General features: G+C 64.8%; 8 protein-coding genes. 4 read left to right on the forward strand and 4 right to left on the reverse strand.

The genetic code is table 11. The features are described from left to right. Window positions 1-942, forward strand: a 942-nt coding sequence (locus MKK65_RS22215) for a sensor histidine kinase (protein WP_243960241.1), incomplete at its 5' end; no start/stop codon positions are given. Here MKK65_RS22215 and MKK65_RS31585 read toward each other — a convergent pair. Beyond that, the gene (locus tag MKK65_RS31585; protein ID WP_409565480.1) at window positions 939-1268 is read right to left on the reverse strand and encodes a NepR family anti-sigma factor; all 330 of its coding nucleotides are present in this window, start codon (window positions 1266-1268) and stop codon (window positions 939-941) included. The two genes, MKK65_RS22215 and MKK65_RS31585, sit on opposite strands and share 4 nt — an antisense overlap. A 214-nt stretch (window positions 1269-1482) precedes the next feature. Then, the gene (locus MKK65_RS22220; protein ID WP_243960242.1) at window positions 1483-1686 is read right to left on the reverse strand and encodes a hypothetical protein; all 204 of its coding nucleotides are present in this window, start codon (window positions 1684-1686) and stop codon (window positions 1483-1485) included. 851 nt (window positions 1687-2537) lie between these two features. Here MKK65_RS22220 and MKK65_RS22225 point away from each other — a divergent pair. After that, window positions 2538-2963, forward strand: a complete 426-nt coding sequence (locus tag MKK65_RS22225; RefSeq protein WP_243960243.1) for a hypothetical protein — start codon at window positions 2538-2540, stop codon at window positions 2961-2963. Here the strand turns inward: MKK65_RS22225 and MKK65_RS22230 are convergent. Then, window positions 2954-3361 carry a helix-turn-helix domain-containing protein gene (locus tag MKK65_RS22230; RefSeq protein ID WP_243960244.1) on the reverse strand — a complete coding sequence of 136 codons (408 nt, stop codon included), beginning with the start codon at window positions 3359-3361 and terminating at the stop codon, window positions 2954-2956. The genes MKK65_RS22225 and MKK65_RS22230 overlap by 10 nt on opposite strands. A gap of 231 nt (window positions 3362-3592) precedes the next feature. On the opposite strand from MKK65_RS22230, the gene MKK65_RS22235 reads away from it, so the two are divergent. Both MKK65_RS22235 and MKK65_RS22240 read left to right on the forward strand, forming a co-directional pair. Then, the gene (locus MKK65_RS22235) at window positions 3593-3844 is read left to right on the forward strand and encodes a hypothetical protein (RefSeq protein ID WP_243960245.1); all 252 of its coding nucleotides are present in this window, start codon (window positions 3593-3595) and stop codon (window positions 3842-3844) included. 62 nt (window positions 3845-3906) lie between these two features. Next, window positions 3907-4182: a hypothetical protein gene (locus tag MKK65_RS22240; RefSeq protein WP_243960246.1), complete on the forward strand. Its 276-nt coding sequence runs from the start codon at window positions 3907-3909 to the stop codon at window positions 4180-4182. Here the strand turns inward: MKK65_RS22240 and MKK65_RS22245 are convergent. Next, the gene (locus MKK65_RS22245; protein ID WP_243960247.1) at window positions 4151-4510 is read right to left on the reverse strand and encodes a hypothetical protein; all 360 of its coding nucleotides are present in this window, start codon (window positions 4508-4510) and stop codon (window positions 4151-4153) included. The two genes, MKK65_RS22240 and MKK65_RS22245, sit on opposite strands and share 32 nt — an antisense overlap. Window positions 4511-5528 lie beyond the last annotated feature (1018 nt).

Below are 5528 nucleotides of genomic sequence, written 5' to 3' on the forward strand. Positions count from 1 at the left end.
TGGAGCACGCCCGGCGTCCCGGCCATCGCCGGGCTGCACAGGTTCCGCGACTATGGCTCGTACATCGACGATCTGCAGGCCGGCGCGACCGTGCTGATCGCCGATCTCGCCCGCGACGCGCGCACGGCGGCTGCGGCTGACGCGTTCGCCGCCATGGAGGCGCGCGCGCTAGTCAATCTGCCGGTGATGGAGCGTGGCCGCTTCGTGGCTTTGTTCTTTGCGCTGAAGCCGACGCCGCATGCGTGGAGCGCCGATGAGGTGGCCTTCCTGCACAGCGTCGCCGATCGCGCCCACGCGGCTATCGCCCGGGTCGAGGCTGAGGACCGGCAGCGGCTGCTCAACCAGGAGCTGAGCCACCGCATGAAGAACGTGCTGGCGATGGTGCAAGCCATCGCCACGCAGACCATGCGCACGGCCACCGACATGGACACCGTTAAAGAGGTGCTCGCCGGGCGGCTCGTCGCCCTGGGCAAGTCGCACGACCTCCTACTCGGCGGTGAGATCGGCAGCACCGCGCTCGACGTCCTGATCACGAATGCCTTGGAGCTACACCAGGATCGGCCCGATCGCTTCGTGATCGCGGGTCCGCCGGTCGCGGTGGGCGCGCGGGCGGCGCTCTCCCTGTCGCTGATCCTGCACGAACTCGCGACCAACGCGGCCAAGTACGGCGCGCTGTCGACCGATGCAGGGCAGGTCACGATCGACTGGCAGATCAGATCCGAGATGCACGAGCCGGAGATGGTGCTGAGCTGGCGGGAGGTCGGCGGCCCGGTTGTGGTCGCACCGACACGGACGGGCTTCGGCACCCGGTTGATCGGTCGCGGGCTTGCCGGCAGCTTTGGCGGGGTGGTCGACCTCGCCTACCTGCCGACGGGGGTGGTCTGTGCGATCACGGCGCCGCTCAGCGGATTGCAGGCTCACGATCTGGGATCGCTCGGCTAATCTTCGGTAGCGTCCGGATCAGAGACACGTTGGCTCTGGGTGGTATCCAACCGACGGAGCAGTGCGGCCATAGCCTCTGGCACCGGCTCGGACGGGAGCGCGGCGTAGACCTGCCGTAGATTGCGGCCGAGGTGACGCTGGATAGCCTGGGGGGAGCTGGAGTGAACCCCGTGCGCTCGGCCTGAACCGCCTCGATCAGGGCATGCAGGTTCCCGGCGTCGATCGCAGTCTCCATCAGCATGTCCTGGGCGGTCGCGAGCTGCTGGCGCAGGTCGGCGTTCTCCCGCGCGAGGGTCAATGAGCAGGGCGGTCACGTCATCGCCCATCAGCGCCTGCTCCAGATCAAAGGCAGGGGCTAGCTATGCTCAAGCTTGGCGGCAACAACATCTGCGACCACCGCGACTCCGCCGGCGAGGCAGCACCGTGTCATCCGAGAAGGCGGTGCTGCTCCGCCGGCGCTCGGCCCCCCAGCCGGTCGCTGAGGGCATGGTGGCGCAGGGTAGTTAACTGTCCCTGTACGCTGTCGGCACGGATCAACAGCTACATCGTTGCGGCGATAGCCATCCACTGGCGCGCCTCAGAAACTCGCTCGTCGTCCGGGCACAAAGGCATGTCGCGGATGACCCGCGAGACGATGTGGCGGACCAACCCATCATTGAGGTTAAGTTCGCGGGCGTGGCTCTGAAGGTGCCCCATCAGGCGCTGGACCACAATCTCGTATCGAATGTCAACTTCGTCGAGCATGTCGTCATCCCCCCAAGATGCGGCAGCAAGATCTTGTTTCAGCCTATAGGAGCGGAGAGACGTGTATAGGACCGCTATATGCAACCCTAGATGTGGGATTCTCCTCGATCCAGCGGTTATCGCCATCAAGGTAATTCAAAGACTAATCCTCCCGACCGCGTGCGGCTGGCGGACCAGACCAACTGGTCGGATGCTACATCCTCACCGTGGGCTCGTGCTGCGGTTCGTAGGTCTGGATGGTCGGGCATGCGCTCAAGATGGAGGGCGGCGATGGCAGTGTCGAGCGCCGCTTCGCCGGGTAACCCATTTCAGCACGACGTCGGCCCGAATTAGGCGCACAGGGCAAGGCACAAGTCCTGATCGCCAAGAGCTGGATCGCAACTGCTCCAAGGCCCCCGATCACCCGCTGAATAGGAGTAACGGTGGGAATAGCCAGGGAAGTGGTCAGCCGCTGATCGAGAACGGCGTTACCTGCTGAACCCGGCCTATTCCTCGCGATGTCCATCTGCTTTTCGTGCAGCTCGCGCCATAGCGATGAGATCGGATGCCGTAAGGGCGCGCTGGGGCATTGGATCAAGGGGTGGAATGCGAGGCTGGACGGCAGGTGGCTTGATCCGGCCAACCCGAAGCCGCGCCAGTGGGTTGGTCCTCTTTGCCGGGGTCCCTGTCACGCTTCTTCCCCTTGCCTGCCCAGGGGCGTTGCATAGGCGAACGCGCATTGAAGCGTTAGCTGCGGCTAAGCTTCCGACGGTAATAGGGGGCGCGTCGGTAACATGCCGCTGGCCCTGGGCGACCCGTGAAGGCGTCCTACCGCTACGCTTTCTTCACCATGGTTGGCACAATGGCCGTCGATGCCGATCCGGCCCGAGCACCGCTTCTTCTATCCAATCGACTGGCGCGAGCTGTCGATGGCGATCCGCTTCGGCCGGGCGCAGGGCCGCTGTGAGAGCTGCGGGAGACCACACGGGCAGATGGTCTACCACCTCGGTGATGGCCGCTGGTGGGACGTCGAGGCCGGGCGCTGGCGCGATGGATGGGGGCGCCGGATCCGGATCAAGTTGGGTACTGACATCCTCGGCCGCACTCGCCGGACCCATGTCGTCCTAGCAGCAGCGCATCGGGATCACGACACGGCCAACAACGCGGACGCCAACCTCGCGGCCTTCTGCCAGCGCTGCCACATGATCCACGACCGGCCGGAGCATCAGAGGCGGCGTCGAAGAACGCTGTTCCGGCGGAAGGCGTTGGGCGACCTGTTCGGTGGGCCCTATGCCTGACCAGCACGCTTTCGTTGCATCGTAGCGGCGGTTTTGACGATCGAGAGGATGCTATCGCGTGTGGTCTCGTCGGCGATCCCCGTGAACGCGAGGATGAGTTCCACAACCTTCGGGTCATCGAAGACGGCCGGGACAACGGCCTCCCGGTCATCGTTTCCCTGTGAGCCGGTGAAAAACGTCTCAACCGGCACCTTGAGCTGATCGGCGATCCTCTGCAGCCGGCTGGCGCCGATGCGATTGCGACCCTTCTCGTATTTCTGCACCTGCTGGAAGCTAACCCCAATGGCTTGACCGAGCGCGGTCTGACTCAGACCCTGCGCCGCCCGAACCGCCGCGATGCGGCTGCCGATCTCACGGTCGGCTTCGGTCGCCAGCTTCGGCGCATTGGTGGAGGTCATCGCAGGATCAGCTTTCTACAAGGGGGAGGGTGGAACGCGCAGCTGCCGGTCCAGCCGTCTAAAACCGACCCAGGATTGTACCTGATTACGTCGCACAACCGTTAGTGCCGCGGTGCAACAGCTGCAACTTGTGCAGGGCACAAGTGCAACCCTGGGTGTTTCACGAGATGGGCTTTGATCGTATCGCTCTCGTGAGGGTTGCGAGCCCTCATGAGATCGAGGCCCCCCTTCATGGACGAGATCGAGGAGCGGCGGCACGTCGTGCTGCGCAACCTCGCGGCGCACGCTGGTCCAGCACGCGGCCGTTTGTGCCTGTCCCTAGACAACGCGGCCTGCTTGGCACGCCTGTCGCCCGAGGTCATCACAGCTATCGAGAACGGCAGCAGCTGTGCGATTTCGCTCGCTGTGCTGATACGGCTCGCGCTGTTCCTCGGGCTGACCGAGCTTGGCGTGCCACGCCCCCGGCCACCGGGGATGGAGTAGCTGTGCGTCAGAAAAGCTCGCCGGGGGAAACTTCGGCCTAAGCCGGCACGTACCGCTGGCCCATGAGCGACCGAGACGACGAGCCGACCGCCCTGAATACCGCGATAGCGGCGCAGATCTATGCCGCCCGCATACGTGGGGCCTACTCAATCGAGACCTTGGCGGTGCTCGCCCGGGTCGACCCCGAGGCGATCGTCGGGCTTGAGAATGGCGCGCCACTCATCGACGCGGGGGTCCGGGGCCGGGTCATGGACGTGCTTGGTCTACGTTCAGATGGTCATTCCTCCCCTGTGCGCCTAACTGATCTCACCCTGTCCGATACGAACCGCCAAGGCTGATCTGACGCCGTCCACCGCCACCATGCATGCCATGGCTCGGCGCCGTATAGGGCTGACGCGACAGTTCATGCAGAGCATCGCCGACGGGTCCGCCGACCCGATACAAGCAGGTTCGCTCGCAGGTCGCCGCGACCCGCACGCCGATCTCGTGCGTATGGCTTCGGCCATACAGCCATAGGGCTAACCGCGCCCGGGTCGTCTCCGGGATACCGTCGAGAAGATCGAGCAGTGTCTCGGGGTCAGCCCGCATCAGGCGCGTCGCGAGCCCCAGCGGCACCGGGCAGTCGTCCGCGAAATCCTCCGCGGTGATCAAACGGACCTGGTTCACACATGATACCTGCAGGCTGTCGCCCGCAAGTTGAGAGTCGATGGTTAACGAAGGCTATCGACAGCAGCGTCCTCGCGCAGATCGATAATCAGCGGCACCATGAGGCGGCCCCGCACCAACGCATACGCACCACCGACCCGGTCACAGCAGGGTCGCCGACAAGCGGATGCTCAACTCCGTCCAGCTTCGGCTTGTTCGCCTCTACCAGCATGGCCGCAGAGAAACAGCACAGCATCAGGGCGCTGACCCACAGGACTGCGCGGAGGGTGAGGGCGGTACGCTTCGACATACGCCCCATCGTTATGACGTAGCGTTAGCGAACTCTTGCTCGGCTCAAGAAGGGTTTGGCCGGACCCCAGCCATGAACCTGCACACAGGGTACCGTTGCAGGCCATGAGCCGACGCTTGCGGTGTCCAGTTCCCCCGCCGCACCGACCCTCACGCGACTGCCCGGCCTAGGCTTCACGGGCGCCCTGCGGGGAACTGGCCCGGAGAACGCCTGTCGTCGCGAGCTTGCCCGCCGCACGCTTTGCGGTGTCGCGAACGCCTCGGGCGCACTGACGGGAAGAGGGGGTCCTGTAGCAGGCGCCAGGGAGGCTGTCGCCGCGTCGGCATGACTATCAGCCTGGGCCTTAGCGCGACTGCGCCGGAGAGGCCGGACCGAATATCGAGGGGGGGAAGACCTCGGTGTTGCTCCGCCGGCGCTCGGCTCACAGCCGGTCGCTGCGGGTATGGTGGGACGGGGTGGTTAACAGCCCCCGCACATCACCCCACTACTGCTACTGCCTTAAGTGTGCTGCATACCAGCGGGGACTTTGTCGCCGTCCTCGGCGAGCTTCGGCACCTCTTGCTTCTGTACCCACTCGTTCAGCTTCGCCGAGTCACCCTCGTCGCCGGTCTAGTTCAGTTCGTCGCCCACCTGCGTGCGAGCGGGGTGACTGCTGTCGAGGTCCATCACCTTCGAAACGTCTCCGATTCACTGCTGTTATTTCAGTTTCGCACCCTATGTTGCAGCCTT

The sequence above is a fragment of the Methylobacterium sp. J-001 genome, from assembly GCF_022829565.1.
Lineage (GTDB): Bacteria > Pseudomonadota > Alphaproteobacteria > Rhizobiales > Beijerinckiaceae > Methylobacterium.

Coding starts and splice junctions, on each gene's coding strand:
- MKK65_RS22235 (WP_243960245.1), top strand. CDS start 3,593: ATGGACGAGATCGAGGAGCGGCGGCACGTCGTGCTGCGCAACCTCGCG.
- MKK65_RS22225 (WP_243960243.1), top strand. CDS start 2,538: ATGCCGATCCGGCCCGAGCACCGCTTCTTCTATCCAATCGACTGGCGC.
- MKK65_RS31585 (WP_409565480.1), bottom strand. CDS start 1,268: ATGGGCGATGACGTGACCGCCCTGCTCATTGACCCTCGCGCGGGAGAA.
- MKK65_RS22220 (WP_243960242.1), bottom strand. CDS start 1,686: ATGCTCGACGAAGTTGACATTCGATACGAGATTGTGGTCCAGCGCCTG.
- MKK65_RS22240 (WP_243960246.1), top strand. CDS start 3,907: ATGAGCGACCGAGACGACGAGCCGACCGCCCTGAATACCGCGATAGCG.
- MKK65_RS22230 (WP_243960244.1), bottom strand. CDS start 3,361: ATGACCTCCACCAATGCGCCGAAGCTGGCGACCGAAGCCGACCGTGAG.